The organism is Iodobacter ciconiae, assembly GCF_003952345.1.
In the GTDB taxonomy this organism is placed as follows: Bacteria; Pseudomonadota; Gammaproteobacteria; order Burkholderiales; family Chitinibacteraceae; genus Iodobacter; species Iodobacter ciconiae.
The window spans coordinates 3,110,284-3,129,405 of record NZ_CP034433.1 but is presented as its reverse complement, the minus strand read 5'-3'; the positions used below and the strand labels follow the sequence as shown (position 1 = coordinate 3,129,405).

Sequence of the window (19,122 nt, the reverse complement as noted above, 5' to 3'; positions counted from 1 at the left end):
TAATCAGAATGGCTGAAGCTTAAACATTCAAAAGAATATGAATCTCCAAAGCAAACCTATATCCGCCTACTAAAGTCTGTTGATATTTGATTTCCGGCTTAACGAAATGAAATTATGAATCAAACCTCAACAGACCCTAATAACAAAGCATCATCATCAATTTTTTCACCGCGATTTTTTTCAAACATCGCCAGCAAATCACCCACTTCCATGGTGTGGCGCTTATCCCCTTCCACGTCCAGCACCACCTGCCCCTGATGCAGCATAACGGTGCGATGGCCATGATCCAGCGCCTGGCGCATGGAGTGCGTCACCATCAGTGCGGTCAAGTTGTTTTCTTTGACGATCCGATCAGTCAGCTGCAGCACAAAAGCGGCGGTTTTAGGATCCAGCGCGGCGGTATGCTCATCCAGCAGCAGCAAACGCGATGGCTGCAAGGAGGCCATCAACAGGCTCACCGCCTGCCTTTGCCCGCCAGAGAGTAAATCCATCCTGTCCCCTAACCGGTTTTCCAGACCCAGCTCCAGGGTAGCCAGCTTATCGCGGAAAATCGCCCGCTGCTCGTTTTTAACCGCCCGGCCAAAACCGCGCTTTTTACCGCGTTGCCAGGCAAGGGCCATGTTTTCTTCGATGCTCAAGCCTTCACAGGTGCCTGCCATCGGATCCTGAAACACCCGCGCCACCATGCCCGCTCTCTGCCATGCAGAAAGCCGGGTAACATCCTGTCCATCGATATGAATGCTGCCGCTATCCATTCGCAGATCACCGGAAATCGCATTCAGAAAAGTTGATTTGCCCGCGCCATTGCTGCCAATCACGGTCATAAACTGGCCGGATTCGATGGTGAGTGATAAACCACGCAAAACCAGATTTTCAATCGGCGTACCGGGGTTAAAGGTTTTATATAAATCACGGACTTCCATCATGACCATTTCCCCTTCTTACGAAAAAGCTTGGCTTTTACCTTTGGCAGCACCAGGGCAAATCCCACCAGAACGGCGGTAATTAAGTTTAAGTCCTGCGCTTTTAAACCAATAAAATCGGCATTAAGCGCCAGTGCGATCAGCAGGCGATAAAGCAAAGCCCCCAGCACCGTTGCCAGCGTAATCACCCACAGATTGCGCGATGGCAAGAGTGTCTCGCCAATAATCACCGCAGCAAGGCCCACCACAATCGTGCCTACGCCCATCGACACATCTGCCCCGCCCTGCGTTTGCACATAGAGCGCACCTGCAAAAGCAATGAGAGCGTTAGAAAGCGCCATGCCCACTAAAATCATCTTGTTGGTGGCAATCCCCTGAGCCCGTGCCATACGGGGATTGGCTCCGGTAGCGCGCATCGCCAGCCCTGCTTGCGAAGCAAAAAAGAAATCCATGCCTAGCTTAACCAGCACAATAATCACCGCCAGCACCGCGGGTTGCACCTGCCAGCCTCTGTCTAACTGCTCACCAATAAAAGGGGTAAATATTGAAGAAGAGCCAATCAGCGGCAAATTAGGCGCGCCCATAATGCGTAAATTAATTGAATACAGACCAATCATCACCAAAATACTGGCCAAAAGCTGCAAAATATTCAGCCGCACATTCAACCATGCTGTCAGCCAGCCCGAAGCTGCCCCTGCCAGCACCGCCATTGCACAGGCAAGCCAAGGATCATGCCCGCCAGTGATTAATGTTGCCGCCACCGCACCACCAAGGGGGAAGCTGCCATCTGCAGTTAAATCTGGGAAATTGAGCAGGCGAAAAGAAATCAGCACCCCAAGCGCCACCAGCGCAAAGATCAAACCAATTTCCAATGCGCCCATCAAGGCAATGGGAGTCATAAGTATTCCAAGGGGGAACATTAAAAAGATCGCAAAAGGTCTGTAAACACAGAGAACTCAGAAGACACGAAGCACACAGAGAAATACAAAGTAAACCCTGTCTTCCTCTGTGATCTCGGTGTTCTCATTTAGCTGGCCCTTTTTGATTAATACAGAAGAACTTACTTCACCACTTCTTTAGCTTCTTTTAGCAACTCTGCAGACAGCGTTACACCTTGTTTTTTGGCTGCAGCGGCATTGACCATCAGTTCTTGCTTAGCCCCCACTTCAGGCGCGATATCGCCGGCTTTTTCACCTTTCAGGATACGCACCACCATCTTGCCGGTCTGACGGCCCAGGTCGTAATAGCTCATCCCCATCGCGGCCACAGCCCCCCGTTTTACCAGGCTGGCATCACCTGAAACCAAAGGAATCTGTGCCTGTTGTGCCACGCCCACTAAGGATTCGTAGCTGGACACCACGTTATTATCAGTATTGGTGTAAATCGCATCGACCTTGCCAACCAGGCTTTTAGCCGCTGTCGAGATATCCACCGTGCGCGCTGCAGGCGCTTCCACCAGCGTCATACCGCGTTTAACCAGCTCCGCTTTTAATTCTTTGGCCACAATGGTTGAATTTACTTCACCCGGGCTATACACCATGCCGATGCGCTTGGCAGTGGGTTTTACTTTAAGAATTAAATCGATCTGAGGGGATAACTGCAGCATATCGGATACGCCGGTTACATTATCGTTGCCTGTCTTCCAGCTTTTCACCAGCTTAGCCGCCACCGGATCAGTCACCGCCGTAAACACCACCGGAATTGTACGCGTTGCAGCCACCACAGCCTGTGCACTTGGCGTAGCAATTGCCACAATCACATCAGGCTGATCGCCAACAAATTTGCGCGCAATTTGAGCGGCAGTTGCGGTATTACCCTGCGCACTTTGAAATTGATATTTAATTTGCTTGCCCGGCTCAAAACCCGCCGCTTTTAATTCATCCTCCACCCCTTTGCGTGCAGCATCCAGTGCAGGGTGATCCACAATTGCCGTTACGGCCACCGACTTCATATCACTGGCACCAGCTGCCAGCGACAAACTGACCAGTGCGGCCAAAAGAGCAGGTTTAGATAGTTTAAGCATCTGGCAAATCCTTGTTTCAAAGTGATTTTGAAGCTTGGGAAAAGAAAAGGCCTAAACTTTTTAAAGTAATGGATAAGCCGGCCTGCCTATATAAAATAAGCGTTTTTCAATTAAATGACAGGCAAATAGCCAAACCTTTGCTTTAGCCTCATCCTGAATAAAATACCGGGCAAATAAAGGTAATCAGCTGTAGTTGTATCGAAGATAATAGAGGGAAGTATGTACAAGATACAAAACGGGGATATCCCTAATAGAAGGCATTTTCTCTAATGTAAATTCATCTACCTAGAGATAAAGCAATCTGTGGATAACTTTGTGGGTAAGATATTAATTGAGCCATGATTTGGAAGATTTAAATCAAAAAAATCAGCCTGTCACAAAGAAGGAAAAACAACGTAAGATCTAAGCCAGATACCGCTTGGCGGCTAAAAATGAAAAGATAAATAACATTTATAAAAAGTAGTTGAAAGCACAATACTGCCTGTGTGTAAAAGCCAGAAGTACACCTTGATACACCGCAAAAAAATGGTTAATGATGAGTCAGGGAGCGACACAAATTTCAATAAATCTTTTAGAAAAACCGGCTTCGCAGGAAAGGTGCCTACCAGCGTAGTTCACACAAATGCCATTATCCAGCAGTATTTGTGCAAAAACATATTGTAAGCAAGCCACCTCCTGCCCCACACAAACAAGCTATTGTTTTTCAAATGATTTTATCAATCTACAAAAATACAGGCAGAAAACCTTACGGTTTTCTGCCTGTATTTTTGGCAAATTATGTGTATATCCGGCAGCAGATGACTACAAACACTGGCACACTGTATTGCACTTAACTAAAGCACATAGCGCGCCAAATCTTCATCTGCAGCAATGCCACCCAATTTGCTACTTACAAACTCTGCATCCACCACAATCCTGCCGCTCTTGGCATCAAAGGAAATTTCTTCCAGCAAGCGCTCCATTACGGTATACAAGCGGCGCGCACCGATATTCTCGGTGCTCTCATTCACCTGCCAGGCAATTTCGGCCATACGCTTTACACCCGTATCGGTGAAATCAAGCTCAACGCCCTCTGTGGCGAGCAAAGCCTGGTACTGCTTCACAAGGCAGGCATCAGTGCCGGTCAGGATGCTGGCAAAATCATCAACGGTGAGCGAATTTAGCTCAACCCGGATCGGAAAACGCCCTTGCAGCTCGGGAATCAAATCCGAAGGCTTGGCTAAATGAAAAGCACCGCTGGCAATAAACAGAATATGGTCTGTTTTCACCATGCCGTATTTGGTCGTTACCGTTGTGCCCTCTACCAGCGGCAGCAAATCACGCTGCACCCCCTGGCGGCTAACTTCACCACTGCCCGACTCGGCACGACTGGTCACTTTATCAATCTCATCAATAAACACAATGCCATTTTGCTCAACCGCCTGCAGTGCTTCGGTTTTTGCATCGTCTTCATTCACAAGCTTGGCTGCTTCTTCCTCAGTAAGCAGTTTCATCGCCTCTGCTACTTTCAGCTTTTGCGATTTCTTTTTATCCGAAAACGCGCCTTTAAACATTTGCTGAATCTGGCTGGAAAAATCTTCCATGCCCGGAGGGCTCATCACTTCCATGGTTGGCACAGCTGCTGCGACTTCAATTTCAATTTCTTTATCATCAAATTTACCCTCGCGCAGCATTTTGCGAAATTTCTGGCGCGTGTCCGATTCATCACTGCCACCGGGAGGTAAAAGCACATCCAGAATGCGCTCTTCAGCAGAATCACTGGCGCGATTACGGTTACGGCTAATGGCTTTATCCCGCACCTGTTTTACTGCAACCTCAACCAGATCACGAACAATACTGTCTACATCTTTACCTACATAGCCCACCTCGGTGAACTTGGTTGCCTCCACTTTAATAAAGGGTGCATCGGACAATTTAGCCAGACGACGGGCAATTTCGGTTTTACCCACACCGGTCGGCCCGATCATCAATATATTTTTCGGAGTGATTTCGCTACGCAAGGGCTCTGCTACCTGCTGTCTGCGCCAGCGATTACGCAGCGCAATGGCTACCGATTTCTTTGCAGCGGCCTGGCCAACAATGTGCTTATCCAGCTCGTGAACAATTTCCTGCGGCGTCATATGGCTCATAATCAATCCTTAACAAAATATAAAAACAGATGGTGACGCACAGAATAAATTTAAAGTCTGATCAATGGATATTTCATTTTTCATGGCTTATTAACATTCAAAAATTAAATACTAATAAGCTTCCGCAAAATAACTCTCACAGCCGCAGATAAGTTCTACACTGCCTATATACAAGCCTTACGCAGAGAGAAATATGGCAGATAGCGCGGATGATGACTGGCTGGAAGAAGACAGCCCAGGTGAAACAGACAACACCGGTTGCTGGACCATCTTGATTGTTGATGATGAGCCGGATATTCATCATGTAACCCGGCTGGCACTTGCCAATATTAAATTCCTCGGTAAACAGCTGGAAATTTTATCCTGCTACTCTGGTGCAGAAAGCCTGGCACTGCTCAGCACCCGCCATGATATCGCCTTGGTGTTACTCGATGTAGTTATGGAGCAGGAGGATTCCGGCCTGCAGGTAGCCCATGCTATTCGGGAAACGCTGGGCAATCATCAGATTCGTATTATTTTGCGCACCGGTCAGCCCGGGATGGTTCCCGAACGGCGAATCATTGAAAACTACGATATTAACGATTACAAGGCCAAAACCGAGCTGACCCGTGACAAGCTTTACACTGCCATCCTGGGAACCCTACGCTCATACAAAGACATTATGCTGCTTGAGTACCAGCGCCAGATGCTTGCCGCCAGCCGCCGGGGCTTAATGAAAGTCATCGAAGCCTCGGCCAGTATCTTTAAACAACAATCTATTCAACAATTTGCTCAAGGAGTGCTGGAGCAACTGCAATCTCTGCTCTTTTTTGAACAGGAAGCCCTTTATATCTCAGTACAAAGCGGTATAGCAGCCCTCTCTCAAAATGGGGCCATTCAGGTTATTCATGCCACCGGGGGCTATGAACAGCTTTGCGGCAAACCTTTGGAACTGAATGAACTACTGCGTTTTGATACGTCTATCAAACAGGCCATACAAAACGAACAAAGTATTTATGCCAACGACCACTTTGTTGGTTTTTTCCACACCGAGCGCGGCCCGGTTAATTTGCTCATTATCGATGGCCCTGTTGCCTTATCCAATACGGATAAAGAGCTAATCGAATTATTTTGCCACAATGCCGGTATTGCTTTTGAAAACCTGATGATGAATAAAGAAATCCAAACCATGCGCGAAGGGGAATAACAAAGCCCTGCCTTCTACAGAAGCGGCTTTAATACAACAAAAACCCAGAGAATTAGAAGCATTTTCAGCTAAAGCGGCCGCTAAGTATCTGCATTGAAAGATAGAATTAAGCGATATCTTTTTCTCAGACAAAATTAAATCAACCTAATTTTCAATTTACTGCTTTTTCAAAGCCCCAATTCACCGTTTTCAACGGTAGAATAATCCGTTCCCTCTCACCAGTCCCTAATATTGCTATGTCGAAAGATTACCTGGAAAGTATTATCAAAGCCCGTGTCTACGATGTGGCTATTGAATCCCCCCTCGAATTTGCCCCCAATCTGTCGCGCCGCATTGGTAATAAAGTACTGTTTAAACGCGAAGACATGCAGCCCGTATTCTCATTTAAAATTCGCGGTGCTTACAACAAAATGTCCAAACTTAGCCACGCCGAGCTGGAGCGTGGTGTAGTCGCTGCATCGGCAGGCAATCATGCGCAAGGTGTGGCAATGGCTGCCCAGCACTTAAAATGCCGCGCTACGATTGTGATGCCAACAACGGCCCCGCATATTAAAGTTGATGCTGTTACCCGCCGGGGTGCCGAAGTGGTTTTAATTGGCGACTCTTACTCCGATTGCTATCAGCACGCGCTTAACTTAGCCGAGCAAACCGGTGCCACGCTGATTCATCCCTTTGATGATCCTGATGTGATTGCCGGGCAGGGTACCGTGGCAATGGAAATCTTGCGCCAGTATCCAGATCATATCGATGCGGTTTTTATTCCTGTCGGCGGCGGCGGCCTGCTTGCCGGGATGGCCGCGTATATCAAGCGCCTGCGTCCGGAAATTAAAATCATGGGTGTAGAGCCAACCGATGCCAACACCATGTATTTAAGCCTGAAACTGGGCGAGCGCATTACCCTGCCACAAGTGGGCATTTTTGCCGATGGCGTAGCGGTTAAACAGGTTGGCGAGGAAACCTTCCGCCTTTGTACAGATTTTGTAGATGACGTGATTCTGGTTGATACCGACGCCATGTGCGCAGCAATTAAAGATGTATTCGAAGACAATCGCTCCATTTTGGAGCCAGCCGGAGCACTTGCCATTGCGGGCCTTAAAGCCTGGGCCACACGTGAAGGCAAACAAGACGCCACCCTGATCGCCATAGCATCAGGCGCAAATATGAATTTTGACCGCCTGCGCTATATTGCCGAGCAGGCCGAGATGGGCGAGCAGCGCGAAGCAATTGTGGCGGTTACTATTCCAGAGCAGCCAGGCTCTTTCCGTACTTTTTGCAAGCTAATTGGCGCGCGCAATATCACCGAGTTCAACTACCGCTATTCCTGCGCCACCGAAGCCCATGTGTTTGTCGGCCTATCGATCCAGAATCGCAGCGAAGTGGTTGATCTGATTGCAAATCTTGCCAGCGCAAAAATCGCCGCTGTCGATCTGACAGATAATGAACTCGCCAAACTGCATATCCGCCATTTAGTTGGCGGCAAAGCGCCAAATGTTTGCAACGAGCGCCTGATGCGTTTCGAGTTTCCTGAGCGCCCCGGTGCCTTGCTCAACTTCCTGGACGGAATGAATGGAAAGTGGAATATCAGCCTCTTTCACTACCGCAATCACGGTGCAGACTACGGCCGTATCCTGGTTGGCATTCAGGTGCCGGAACAGGACGATGCCGCATTCAAGGACTTTGTGAAAAAGCTGGGCTATATGCACTGGGATGAAAGCAATAATCCTGCGTATCACTTATTTCTGGGCGCGTAAAAAAACAGGCCGTCAAAAGACGGCCTGTTTTTCAAAGGATAAAGCACAAAATCAACCCAGAAATAACACCCTAGCATCACTCAAAGCCATACTCCACAAGAGCTAAACCGATTATTTATTTTGGTTTTCTCCGTGAAACTCTGTGCTCTCTATGGTTCAAGGTTTGGTTTTTTTTGCACACCTGAGCCTGAAAAATTACAGCAGATTACGTGCAGCCTCAATTACGATATCTACCGCAGTATGCTCAGCTAGCTTCATCGCTTCTGCATCCGGAATTTCCTGCTGGGTGCGGTTTACGATTACACCCGCCACCATCCCTGCACGCCAGCCCTGAGTGGCACACATAGTTAGCAAAGTGGCTGATTCCATTTCGTAATTCATCACGCCCATCGCTTGCCATTCTTTCATCGAGCCCTGCATGCTACTCACCACGCGGCCGCTGCAAGTATCGTAACGTTCCTGCCCCGGGTAGAAAGTATCTGATGAAGCCGTTACACCGATATGCAGTGGTTTGCCTGCTTTTTTAGCCGCATTCACCAATGCCGTCGTGCAGCCAAAATCAGCCACAGCAGGGAAGCTCATCGGTGCAAAGTGCAGGCTTGCGCCGTCCAGACGCACCGAGCCGGTAGTCACCAGCACGTCACCCACATTGATATGCGCTTGAATTGCGCCGGTTGTACCCACGCGCAGGAAAGTATTAATCCCCAGCTGTGCCAGCTCTTCAACCGCAATTGAAGTAGAAGGGCCGCCGATGCCGGTAGAGCAAATCACAATCGGCTTGCCATCGAGTTCGGCAAGATAGGTAGTGAATTCACGATGGCTGGCCAGCAACTTGGCATTGCCCATTTTTTCAGCAATACGCTGCACACGAGCAGGGTCCCCTGGAACAATCGCAAGAGTGGCACCAGCTAAATCGCTTTTAGCGAGACCTAAATGGAAAACTTCAGATTTAGACATGAGAGTCCTTCAATTTAAAAAAAACGAACCCAAACCTTGAACCACGGAGGACACAGAGAACACAGAGGGCCACGGAGAAAACCAATCATTTTCTCGTACCACGTCGTCTTCTTAAAAATCCTGCGTTTTATAGTTTGAGTTTAATTTGAGATGTAATCGTAGGGCGGGTGAAACCCCCGCTGTTTCATCGCAAAACTTAACGGATTTCTCCCGCTCTACGTATTTGATATTTACAGCGCAGGTGTATCGTTTGGATCAAGATAGAACGCACCCGGCAATAGAGCGCCTGCCGTAGTGACTTCCATATCTTCTTTCATATTGCCCAAAATCACCGGCAGCGCCGGTGTGCCGATTTCTATCATGACCTGGCGGCAGGCACCGCAAGGCGCAATCGGGCCATCGGTGTCACCAACCACGGCAATAGCAGAGAAATCACCCGGTTTATAGCCATTAGCCACCGCACTAAACAGCACGGTACGCTCTGCACAATTGCACAGGCCATAAGAAGCGTTTTCTACATTACAGCCGTGAAACACACGGCCATCTTTGGTAATCAGCGCCGCGCCAACCAGAAAACGCGAATACGGCGCATAAGCCATCGTTCTGGCGATGCGGGCCTGATCGAGTAATTCTCTTGAATCGAGTTCTTCACGCTTCATGACTTACTCCAGAAAAGCTTTCCCGACAGGGAAAGAAGAAAGATTGAACCAGTTAGCCAGGCTCTGCCCAACATCGGCGAAAGATTCACGAATACCAATACTGCCTGCCGGAACGCACTTACCGTAAACCAATACCGGCACATGTTCGCGCGTGTGCTCAGTGCCTGGCCAGCTTGGGTCGCAGCCATGATCGGCAGAGATAATCAAAATATCGTCATCTTTAAGCAGGGCCAGCATTTCTGGCAGGCGCTTATCGAATAATTCCAAACCCCGGGCGTAACCGGCAACATCACGGCGGTGACCAAATTTTTCATCAAAATCAACAAAATTGGTCATCACAATGCTGTTATCCGGTGCCTCAATCGTGGCTTTTAGCGTAGCATCCCATAGCGCGGTCAAACCGCTGGCCTTGATGCCTTTAGTGATGCCGCAATTAGCGTAAATATCAGCGATTTTGCCGATAGAAACGACCGTACCGCCTGCATCGGTCAGCTTTTCCAGCACGGTTTTGGCAGGTGGGGCCACCGCATAATCGTGACGATTGCCAGTGCGGGCGTAAGTGGCGGCTGTTTCTCCACTAAACGGGCGGGCAATTACGCGGCAAATATTGTAGGGCAGCATTTCTTCATGGGCGATCTGGCAAAGCTCATAGAGTTTTTCCAGACCAAAGCTTTCTTCGTGTGCAGCAATCTGGAACACCGAATCGGCCGAAGTATAAAAAATCGGCTTGCCCGTGGCACGATGCTCATCACCCAGCTTGGCAATGATATCGGTGCCAGAAGCGTGGCAGTTACCCAGATAGCCGGGCAGACCCGCGCGTTTCACCAGCGTTTCCAGCAGCTCTGGCGGGAAAGTATCCGTTTTTTTAGTAAAATAACCCCAGTCAAACAAGACCGGCACGCCTGCTAATTCCCAGTGGCCCGAAGGCGTGTCTTTACCCGAAGAAATCTCGAATGCCGCACCATAGGCCGCAATCGGCGTAATCGTAGCAGACAGACCCGCTGGCACCGTACCGCTAGCCAGGCCACATGCCAAACCCATTCCCAACGTTTCTAAGTTCGGAATTTTCAACGGGCCGCTGCGATCAATATCGGCTTCACCATTAAAACAACGCTCTGCAATATGGCCAAGGGTATTGGAGCCTACATCACCAAATTTGTCTGCATCGGGCGCAGCGCCTACACCAAGTGAATCCATAATCAGGAAAATAGCACGCACGGCTGACTCCTCAGGACGGGTTTACCGACCAAAATATAATTAATAAATAATTGGGTTACTGGCAACGGCAGTTAAACCATAAGTAAATGCGGCCTGTATTTCTTGCGCTGCCAGCGCTGCTGCCTGTGCGTTTTGTGCATGCACGATCGCCAATGGCTCGCCAGCTCTCACTTCCTGGCCTAAGCCAGCAATTTGTGTAATTCCTACCGCGTAATCAAGTAGCTCACCCGGCTTACGACGGCCGCCACCCAGGCTGACTACAGCCATCCCCAGAGCACGGGTATCTATCGCCACAATAAAGCCATTTTGCGCAGCCGGCACCGCAATTTGTAGCGCTGCCTGTGGCAGGTATCGTTCCGGTTTTTCAATAAAATCAGCCGGCCCACCAAGGCTGGCAATCATACGGCCAAATATTTCTGCTGCCCGGCCGCTATTAAGGGCCGCCATGAGTTTACTTTCTGCCTCGGCCGCATTAGCTGCCAACTTGCCCAGCACCAGCATCTCGCTACAAAGCGCCATCGTCACCTGATGCAAGCGCGCTGGGCGATGTTTGCCACTCAGATAATCCAGCGCACAGCGCACTTCGATGGCATTACCCGCACATGGGGCAAGTGGCTCGTTCATATCGGTGAGCAGTGCGGCGGTGGGCAGGCCTGCGCCATTCCCCACATCCACAATGCTGCTTGCCAGCTCACGCGATGCGGCCAGATTAGGCATAAATGCGCCGCTGCCTACTTTGACATCCATCACCAGCGCATCCAGCCCTGCCGATAGTTTTTTCGACAGAATCGAGCCGGTAATCATGGCCACCGATTCCACTGTGGCGGTCACATCGCGAATTGCGTAGAGGCGCTTATCAGCCGGAGCTAAATCCCCGGTCTGGCCGATGATAGCCACGCCCACTTCACGTACTGTTTTGCGAAATAACTCGGTACTTGGCTCGGTGTTGTAGCCGGGAATAGCATCAAATTTATCCAGCGTACCGCCGGTGTGGCCCAAACCACGGCCGGAAATCATCGGTACAAAACCACCGCAAGCCGCAATCATTGGCCCAAGCAGCAGGGAAACCAAATCACCCACGCCGCCCGTTGAATGTTTATCCAGCACCGGCCCGGATAAATCCAGACCGCGCCAATCCAATACCTGCCCGGAATCCCGCATCGCCAAAGTCAGCGCCACGCGCTCATCCAGCTCCATGCCTTTAAAGTAAACGGCCATCGCAAGTGCCGCGATTTGCCCTTCAGAAATGCTCTGATCACTAATGCCAGACACAAAAAAACGAATTTCATCGCCGCTTAAAACATCACCATTGCGCTTTTTACGGATGATTTCCTGGGGCAGAAACATATAAACCTCTTTGAAACAACTCACATTCTGTAGGGTGGGAAAAACCCGCCACATTCAATCAGGCAATCAATACGCAGATTTAGCTGTTGCGCCTGCGTCGTGGCCCAAAGTGGTTAGCAAGCTAGCCATCAGGCTGGACGCTCCAAAACGGAAAGTCGCAGCTTGTGCCCAGTCCGGCCCCATAATGCGATCGGCAATCGCCAAATATTCCAGCGCATCCTGTGCAGTACGCACGCCGCCTGCAGCTTTAAAGCCCACGGCTTTGCCGCTGTCTTTAATCGCCTGAATCATAATTTCAGCGGCTTCCAAGGTGGCATTCACCGGCACTTTACCGGTGGAGGTTTTAATAAAGTGCGCGCCTGCAGCAATTGAAATTTCACTGGCTTTACGAATCAGAGCAGGTGTTTTTAGCTCGCCGCTTTCGATAATAACTTTCAGAATTTTGTCACCTACCGCAGCGCGGCTTTGAGCTACCACATCAAAGCCAACCTGCTCATCCCCCGCCATCAGCGCACGCCATGGAAACACGACATCCACTTCATCTGCACCATTAGCGATAGCGGCAGCAGTTTCAGCCGCAGCTTCATCCGGTGTTGGCTCGCCACTTGGGAAATTGGTCACAGTAGCTACAGGAATATTCAAGTCGCACGCCGCCAGCGCGGCTTTTGCTGTTGGTACAAATTGCGCGTAAACACAGAGCGCTGCGGGATTGCCAACCGGAGTTTTAGCTGATGCAGCTAAAGCTTCAATCGATGCTACAGTATCGCTATCGTTCAGCGCGGTTAAATCCATTAAATGCAAACCACGCAGGGCTGCGGCACAGAGCTGATTTTGAGTCGCCATGATGTTCCTCTTAAAAAGTATTCGAATAGCCCGCCTCATCAATGAAGCATGATCTGAGCATGTTGAGTTAGCTGATTTGTGGGTAAATATCGTCAGCAAACCAGCTAACCCAACACTCCCAGCAAACTCTGCTGACCTATATTTCACAAGGAAACAAATCAGCAGAGCCTGCTCTAAAGTTTTAAGCCATGCTAATAAACAAGCCTGCAATCGTTGCGCTCATCAAATTAGACAGCGTTGCTGCAGCCACCACACGCAGGCCATAACGGCTTACTTCGGAGCGGCGCTCTGGTGCAACCGACCCAAAACCACCTGCCAGAATGGCAATTGATGAGAAATTGGCAAAGCCACACAAAGCAAAAGACAAAATAGCCAGTGTTTTAGCATCCAGGACCTGCAAACCGGCCGCCGAAACATCCGCCGCATCTTTAAGATAAGGAGCCAAGCCTACAAAGGCCACAAACTCATTCAGAATCATTTTCTGGCCAAGGAAATTACCAGCCAGCGTTGCATGTTCCCAAGGCACACCAATCAAATAAGCCAGCGGCGAGAACAGCCATCCCAGAATCATTTCCAGATTGTATTCAGGATGACCAAATAAACCTGACACACCTGCCACCATGCCATTTAACAAGGCAATCAAGCCAATAAACGCCAACAACATTGCACCCACATTCAGTGCAATTTTCAAACCTACCGCAGCGCCGGCAGCGCCCGCCTCAATCATATTTGCAGGGCGCTCTTCATCAAAAGTCAGGTCTTTAATTTCTACCGTACTCTCTTCGGTGCTTGGGCAAATAATTTTGGCAAATAGCAAACCACCCGGAATTGCCATAAATGAAGCAGCAATCAGGTATTCCATACGCACGCCAAGGCCTGCGTAACCCGCCAATACCGAGCCGGCAATCGCAGCCATACCGCTGGACATCACCGCAAACAGCTCGGGGCCACTCATACTTTTCATAAACGGTTTAACCACCGCAGGCATTTCGCTTTGCCCCAGAAAAATAGTCGTTACAGCAGAGAATGACTCCAGCTTGCTCACACCAAGCAGCTTTTGGAAGATGGTCCCTAAAATCGTCACAATCCAGCGCATTACACCAAGATAGTAGAGCACTGAAATAAACGATGTCATAAAAATAATCATCGGTAACACACGGAATGCAAACACAAATCCGCCGTTGCCAAATACCTCAAACATTTTTTTATCGACTAAACCGCCGAATAAAAATGAGATACCGTGATTACCGTATTCCAGCACATGATTCACTGCATTGGCCACATTCAGTAAAATATCTTTACCCAATGGGATAAACAATACAATTGCACCAATAGAAATCTGTGTTAATAATGCTGCAATAATAATGCGTGGTTTAATTGCTTTGCGGTTCATTGAGATTGCAAAAGCAATCGATAATAAAACAGCGATACCTATTAGGCTGCGTCCAACTTCAAACATCTTTGTCTCCCGAGGTTCACATACCGCTTTATAATCAGCGTACGCTGCGACTTGTTTTTTACGGATTTTCACTCAGCCTGCAATATAGGCCAGGCAACACCTGAAGAAATCAGGCGTTTCACTTATACTTCGACATATTTAAAAGCAACATGAATGTTTAGCAAAATATTGAGCGTAAGAAAAGCACGCCATTTACCATAAAAACAAAAATCGCTTTATTTTGCAAGGTGAAAAATAATCATTTTTCACCTTTAATTAAAGAAAAATCAGCTTTATTTAAGCATTAATTAAAAACCACATTGTAAGCAACTATATTTAGTATCTTATTTGAGAGAAATCAAAAAAACACAGACTTTGCAAAGCTAAATTTTTAATATCCGAAATGCAGTGACTCATTAACGCCCAGATTTTAATGCAAGCAAATCAATTGGGCTATAATAGAATTCTATTTTATTTATTGCAAAATCCGAGCTGCTAATCAGCCATATCCAAATTGGGAACCAAACAGTAAGATAACATTGTAAATTTATGGTGTTTGGTAAATTCCTACAAAACATAAGCATTTGCTATTCTTCATAAAAAATAGATCGTTTGAATGATATAATCTATACAAATATCACCCAGATATTCCATCTGTATTTTCTAATAATTTCCAGATAAATATAAAATATTACGCCTCAAATATATTTTAATTAATACATAACATCCGTTATAAAAAAATCAACAACTTACAGGCACCCAATTTGCGAAAAATATATTTGTGTAGATGCTCCCTAAATTTCCTATCAATTTATCTTTGGCAAACAACCAGACTATTAATTATTAAAATTTAATATTGTTTTTTTTTCATAAATCAGTGCGTTTATTTAAAATAAGGTTACAATGTACAAACAAATATAAATGACGCAAGCCTGATGCGAAAACAATTTGTGTTAACGATTATTTTTTACCCATTCCAACCAAGGCTTAAATAAGGATGGGCAACGCGCGGCTACCACTGATCTTTGCCAGATATTATCCTGCCAATAATTATCATGATGAATGCTGGCAATTTGCCCGCCGGATTCCAGCAAAATCAATACCCCTGCCGCGTAATCCCATAGCTTTTGCGAGCCATGCAGCATTAAATCAGTGCGCCCTGCTGCCAGCCAGCACCAGTCTATGGTTGATGATCCATAATTACGCAGGCTGCTAAACGGTGCTACGCTCACCACCCGGGCTGGTAATCTCCCGCCCAAATACTTAGGCTCCACTGCCGCCACCGCCTCACACAAAGACTTGGGTATATCCAGGCGTAGTGGCAAAGACTGCCCGTTCATCCAGGCGCCATAACCTGCAGCTGCCGAAAAACACTCATCCAAAGCCGGTACATAAACCACTCCCAGCACGGGCCGCCCCTGGCGAAATAAAGCGATTGATACAGAGAAATGCGGCAAACCATGCACAAAATTAGTTGTGCCATCAATCGGATCAACAATCCACAAACCATCTTCGTGATTTACCCACAGCGCTTTTTGCTCTGCCACATTCATTTCTTCGCCAAGCACCGGGCAGTTTACAATTTTAGGGAGCTCACGCTGTAATGCTGCTTGCGATGCTATATCGGCCTCGGTAAAGAGGCTGCCATCATGTTTACGACTGAATGCCACCTGCTGAAAACGCGGCATAATTTCGTCAGCCGCTACACGGCGGGCCAAAGCAACCAAATCGGGTAAACGCTCAAAATCACTCACAACTCTCTCCCTTACTTATTCTCCCCCATTGTAAGGCCACAAGCCCAATTTGTTGCATGTGCATTAAAAAATGCCGGGGAATCAATAGAGAATACTCAGGCTTTTATTCACTCAATTTAAAACAATAAATCAGTAGCAGTTTTGTCCCCTCTGTGAGGGCAAAACCTCTTACACCCTGCCTTTCCCACAAAAAAAACCGCTCCCCCATCAGGAAAGCGGTTTTTGTGGGTTTTAATCAGCTAAATATGGCTAATTAATAAGGCCACTTCCAGTTTTTAACTTCTGGCATATCGTCACCATGTTCTGCGATATATTGGCCGTGTTCTACCAGTTTGTCTGACAGTTTTTGGCGAACATGCGCGCCAATTTTTTGCAAGACAGGTACACGATCAATTACGTCGATGGCCAAGTTAAAGCGATCCAGCTTGTTCACTACCACCATATCAAACGGAGTAGAGGTCGAGCCTTCTTCGATATAACCGCGCGCATGGATGTTGCTGTGGCCATTGCGACGGTAAGTCAGGCGGTGGATCAGCCATGGGTAGCCGTGGAAAGCAAACATCACCGGTTTATCTGTAGTAAACAGCGCATCAAACTCGCGATCGGATAAGCCATGTGAGTGCTCTTTTTCCGGCTGCAAGGTCATCAGATCACACACGTTTACAAAGCGGATTTTCAGATCAGGGAAATGCTGGCGCAGCAGATCAGTTGCAGCCAAAGCTTCCATGGTCGGCACTTCACCCGCGCAAGCCATCACGACATCCGGCTCACCATCTTGATCATTAGACGCCCAGTCCCAGATACCCAGACCCTTAGTACAATGGGTGATCGCTTGATCCATGGTCAGGTATTGCAGTGCTGGCTGCTTACCGGCAACCACTACGTTTACATAGTGACGGCTACGTAATACATGATCAGTTACGCTGAGCAGGGTGTTGGCATCTGCTGGCAGGTAAACGCGGATCACTTCTGCACGTTTGTTGATCACATGATCAAGGAAACCCGGATCCTGATGACTGAAACCGTTGTGATCCTGACGCCATACGTGCGATGTAAGCAGGTAGTTCAGCGATGGCAACGGTTTACGCCAGTTGATGGTGCGTGTTGTTTTCAGCCATTTTGCATGCTGGTTAAACATCGAATCAATCACGTGGATAAACGCTTCGTAGCAGCTAAAGAAGCCATGACGACCGGTCAGGTTGTATGCTTCCAGCCAGCCCTGGCAGGTATGCTCGGACAGAATTTCCATCACGCGACCATCTTGCGCCAGAAAATCGTTGGTTTTATCCGCTTCAAGGTAATCAGCAAACCAAGTTTTGCCCGATACATCGAAAACATCGTTCCAGCGGTTGGATGCGGTTTCATCCGGCCCGAAGATACGGAAATTCTTTTGCTCTTCGTTCTCATCCATCACATCGCGCAGGAACTTACCCATCACGCGGGTGGCTTCAACGTTCACAGTACCTGGCTTATCAAAAGTAACCGCGTATTTACGGAAATCCGGCATACGCAGGTCTTTAGATTCCTGTCCATGCACAACCGGGTTAGAACCCATGCGCAACGCGCCTTCCGGTGCTAATTCGGCCAGCTCAGGCTTGAACGATCCATCGGTATTGAATAACTCTTCCGGACGATAGCTCTTCATCCAGTTTTCTAGATTGTGAACGTTTTCTTCATCGATATCAGAAAACGGCACTTGATGGCTGCGCCAGTAATCTTCAACTTTCTTGCCTTTAATTTCTTTCGGGCCAGTCCAGCCCTTAGGCGTACGCATCACAATCATTGGGTAACGCGGACGGGTAATCGGCTGGCCGGCATCCATTTCAGCCTGAGCCTTAGCACGAATCGCATCCAGCTCAGCCATACACAGATCCATGGTCGAAGCCATTTTCTGGTGGATCTCGGTAAATGACTCGTCTTTTTCATTGAATGTTTCGGTCTTCAGTTCAACAAAGTGAGGCTTGTAACCAAAGCCTTCAAACATTTTGCTGATTTCTTCATGACTGATACGGGACAACAGCGTTGGATTGGCAATCTTGTAACCATTCAGATGCAAGATAGGCAGAACAAAACCGTCATTCACCGGGTGCAGGTATTTATTGGAGTGCCAGGATGCAGCTAACGGGCCGGTTTCAGCTTCACCATCCCCCACAACTGCGATTACCGTTTGATCTGGATTATCAAATGCAGCACCAAAAGCGTGTGAAAGCGAATAACCCAGCTCGCCACCTTCGTGCATCGAACCCGGGGTTTCCGGCGCTACGTGCGAAGGGATGCCGCGCGGGAAAGAAAATTGCTTAAACAGACGTTGCATACCGGCGGTAGTGCGGTCGATATGTGGATAGAATTCTTCGTAGCTGCCTTCCAGATAAGTATTTGCCACCAGACCCGGGCCGCCATGACCAGGACCGGTGATATAAATCATCGGGCTTTTACGTTGTTTAATAACGCGATTGGCATGAACGTAAATAAAATTCAGGCCGGGTGTTGTACCCCAGTGGCCTAACAGACGTGGCTTAATATGTGCAAACTTAAGCGGTTCACGAAGAAGCGGATTACCCAGCAAATAAATTTGACCAACAGAAAGATAGTTAGCCGCACGCCAGTAAGCGTGCATTTTGTCGATTTGTGCAAGAGATAGCTGTTGAGTCACGGAACACCTCGTTGAGAGTTGCTAATCAGTAAATCATTAAGAGTTCATCTGTTCGGGCTTACTGTACATGATTACTATTTAAGGCTGCATGACAAAAATCAAACCCATCAGGAGTTGAGCACAATAAGCTTTTTACCTTACTCACAAAGGACTAGCTGTAAGCAGCGTCTGTTCCATCCAGATGCAGAATAACAAATAATACCAAATCCAAATAAGTAATTATCCGCATGGTGTTGCCTGT

The 19,122-nt window shown here is 48.0% G+C and carries 14 protein-coding genes; 2 read left to right on the top strand and 12 right to left on the bottom strand.

Going from position 1 to position 19,122, the window contains the following annotated elements; all coding sequences use genetic code 11:
* Positions 1 to 119: 119 nt before the first annotated feature.
* The 4 genes from EJO50_RS13730 to hslU form a co-directional block, all read right to left on the bottom strand.
* Positions 120 to 926: an ABC transporter ATP-binding protein gene (locus EJO50_RS13730; protein WP_125975063.1), complete on the bottom strand. Its 807-nt coding sequence runs from the start codon at positions 924 to 926 to the stop codon at positions 120 to 122.
* Positions 923 to 1,822 carry an ABC transporter permease gene (locus EJO50_RS13725; protein ID WP_125975061.1) on the bottom strand — a complete coding sequence of 300 codons (900 nt, stop codon included), beginning with the start codon at positions 1,820 to 1,822 and terminating at the stop codon, positions 923 to 925. Before EJO50_RS13725 ends, EJO50_RS13730 begins: the two co-directional genes overlap by 4 nt.
* Positions 1,823 to 1,983: 161 nt before the next feature.
* Entirely contained in the window at positions 1,984 to 2,946 is a 963-nt protein-coding gene (locus tag EJO50_RS13720) for an ABC transporter substrate-binding protein (RefSeq protein WP_125975059.1), read from the bottom strand.
* A gap of 833 nt (positions 2,947 to 3,779) precedes the next feature.
* Positions 3,780 to 5,075, bottom strand: a complete 1,296-nt coding sequence (hslU, locus tag EJO50_RS13715) for an ATP-dependent protease ATPase subunit HslU (protein ID WP_308418402.1) — start codon at positions 5,073 to 5,075, stop codon at positions 3,780 to 3,782.
* Between the two features lie 193 nt (positions 5,076 to 5,268).
* On the opposite strand from hslU, the gene EJO50_RS13710 reads away from it, so the two are divergent.
* Together EJO50_RS13710 and ilvA are read left to right on the top strand one after the other, a co-directional pair.
* Positions 5,269 to 6,261 carry a DUF3369 domain-containing protein gene (locus EJO50_RS13710; protein ID WP_125975057.1) on the top strand — a complete coding sequence of 331 codons (993 nt, stop codon included), beginning with the start codon at positions 5,269 to 5,271 and terminating at the stop codon, positions 6,259 to 6,261.
* 236 nt (positions 6,262 to 6,497) lie between these two features.
* Positions 6,498 to 8,012 carry a threonine ammonia-lyase, biosynthetic gene (gene ilvA, locus EJO50_RS13705; protein ID WP_206434396.1) on the top strand — a complete coding sequence of 505 codons (1,515 nt, stop codon included), beginning with the start codon at positions 6,498 to 6,500 and terminating at the stop codon, positions 8,010 to 8,012.
* A 195-nt stretch (positions 8,013 to 8,207) separates the two neighbouring features.
* Here the strand turns inward: ilvA and udp are convergent, their stop codons facing one another.
* The 8 genes from udp to EJO50_RS13665 form a co-directional block, all read right to left on the bottom strand.
* A complete protein-coding gene (gene udp / locus EJO50_RS13700; RefSeq protein WP_125975053.1) occupies positions 8,208 to 8,969 on the bottom strand; it encodes a uridine phosphorylase in 762 nt (253 codons plus the stop codon).
* Between the two features lie 230 nt (positions 8,970 to 9,199).
* Positions 9,200 to 9,628: a cytidine deaminase gene (locus tag EJO50_RS13695; protein ID WP_125975051.1), complete on the bottom strand. Its 429-nt coding sequence runs from the start codon at positions 9,626 to 9,628 to the stop codon at positions 9,200 to 9,202.
* A 3-nt stretch (positions 9,629 to 9,631) separates the two neighbouring features.
* Complete coding sequence (locus EJO50_RS13690) at positions 9,632 to 10,846, bottom strand: phosphopentomutase (RefSeq protein WP_125975049.1); 1,215 nt, start codon at positions 10,844 to 10,846, stop codon at positions 9,632 to 9,634.
* Between the two features lie 39 nt (positions 10,847 to 10,885).
* Entirely contained in the window at positions 10,886 to 12,193 is a 1,308-nt protein-coding gene (gene deoA / locus EJO50_RS13685; protein ID WP_125975047.1) for a thymidine phosphorylase, read from the bottom strand.
* 66 nt (positions 12,194 to 12,259) lie between these two features.
* Complete coding sequence (gene deoC / locus EJO50_RS13680; RefSeq protein ID WP_125975045.1) at positions 12,260 to 13,036, bottom strand: deoxyribose-phosphate aldolase; 777 nt, start codon at positions 13,034 to 13,036, stop codon at positions 12,260 to 12,262.
* A 181-nt stretch (positions 13,037 to 13,217) separates the two neighbouring features.
* On the bottom strand, positions 13,218 to 14,495 hold the full coding sequence (locus EJO50_RS13675) for a NupC/NupG family nucleoside CNT transporter (protein ID WP_125975043.1): 1,278 nt from the start codon (positions 14,493 to 14,495) through the stop codon (positions 13,218 to 13,220).
* A 932-nt stretch (positions 14,496 to 15,427) separates the two neighbouring features.
* Positions 15,428 to 16,228 carry an inositol monophosphatase family protein gene (locus EJO50_RS13670; RefSeq protein WP_125975041.1) on the bottom strand — a complete coding sequence of 267 codons (801 nt, stop codon included), beginning with the start codon at positions 16,226 to 16,228 and terminating at the stop codon, positions 15,428 to 15,430.
* A 253-nt stretch (positions 16,229 to 16,481) separates the two neighbouring features.
* Positions 16,482 to 18,881: a phosphoketolase family protein gene (locus EJO50_RS13665; protein WP_233702090.1), complete on the bottom strand. Its 2,400-nt coding sequence runs from the start codon at positions 18,879 to 18,881 to the stop codon at positions 16,482 to 16,484.
* Positions 18,882 to 19,122: the final 241 nt, after the last annotated feature.

Excerpts from the sequence above, each read along its gene's own strand:
- EJO50_RS13730 (WP_125975063.1), bottom strand. The coding sequence starts at position 926 with ATGATGGAAGTCCGTGATTTATATAAAACCTTTAACCCCGGTACGCCG.
- EJO50_RS13725 (WP_125975061.1), bottom strand. The coding sequence starts at position 1,822 with ATGACTCCCATTGCCTTGATGGGCGCATTGGAAATTGGTTTGATCTTT.
- EJO50_RS13720 (WP_125975059.1), bottom strand. The coding sequence starts at position 2,946 with ATGCTTAAACTATCTAAACCTGCTCTTTTGGCCGCACTGGTCAGTTTG.
- hslU (WP_308418402.1), bottom strand. The coding sequence starts at position 5,075 with ATGAGCCATATGACGCCGCAGGAAATTGTTCACGAGCTGGATAAGCAC.
- EJO50_RS13710 (WP_125975057.1), top strand. The coding sequence starts at position 5,269 with ATGGCAGATAGCGCGGATGATGACTGGCTGGAAGAAGACAGCCCAGGT.
- ilvA (WP_206434396.1), top strand. The coding sequence starts at position 6,498 with ATGTCGAAAGATTACCTGGAAAGTATTATCAAAGCCCGTGTCTACGAT.
- udp (WP_125975053.1), bottom strand. The coding sequence starts at position 8,969 with ATGTCTAAATCTGAAGTTTTCCATTTAGGTCTCGCTAAAAGCGATTTA.
- EJO50_RS13695 (WP_125975051.1), bottom strand. The coding sequence starts at position 9,628 with ATGAAGCGTGAAGAACTCGATTCAAGAGAATTACTCGATCAGGCCCGC.
- deoA (WP_125975047.1), bottom strand. The coding sequence starts at position 12,193 with ATGTTTCTGCCCCAGGAAATCATCCGTAAAAAGCGCAATGGTGATGTT.
- deoC (WP_125975045.1), bottom strand. The coding sequence starts at position 13,036 with ATGGCGACTCAAAATCAGCTCTGTGCCGCAGCCCTGCGTGGTTTGCAT.
- EJO50_RS13675 (WP_125975043.1), bottom strand. The coding sequence starts at position 14,495 with ATGTTTGAAGTTGGACGCAGCCTAATAGGTATCGCTGTTTTATTATCG.